Source organism: Oleiphilus sp. HI0066 (assembly GCF_001635725.1).
Map to the genome: position 1 here is coordinate 1 of NZ_LWFH01000678.1, position 508 is coordinate 508.

A 508-nucleotide genomic window follows, 5' to 3' on the forward strand; every position below is an offset into this window, starting at 1 on the left:
TTTACTTAACATATATACCTCCTATTGAGCATGACAAAACAATAGCAGTACGCATCAGGACCTTATACCGATTTGGCAGAAATGATCTTGTCATGCCATTCAACAGGCGCAGTCTGATGAACAGACGTACCCAATGCATCTACCGCAACAGAAACCGGCATATCGACAACGTCAAATTCGTATATCGCTTCCATACCTAGTTCAGGGAATGCGACCACCTCAGCGTTCTTAATAGCCTTAGAAACTAGGTACGCAGCGCCGCCCACGGCCATCAAATAAACTGATCCGAACTCTTTGATTGCGTCAATTGCTACTTGTCCGCGCTCTGCTTTACCAATCATTCCAAGCAAGCCTGTTTTCTCGAGCATCGTGTGCGTAAATTTATCCATACGCGTCGCAGTGGTCGGACCCGCTGGACCAACAACCTCATCACGAACAGGGTCAACCGGCCCGACGTAATAAATAAAGCGACCAGTTAGATCAACCGGCAGCTCTTCACCGCTGCTGA

At 47.8% G+C, this 508-nt stretch carries 1 protein-coding gene; it reads right to left on the reverse strand.

Translation table 11 applies throughout. The features are described from left to right. Window positions 1-62: 62 nt before the first annotated feature. On the reverse strand, window positions 63-508 hold a 446-nt coding region (locus tag A3738_RS08610), incomplete at its 5' end, for a fumarate hydratase C-terminal domain-containing protein (RefSeq protein ID WP_197473721.1).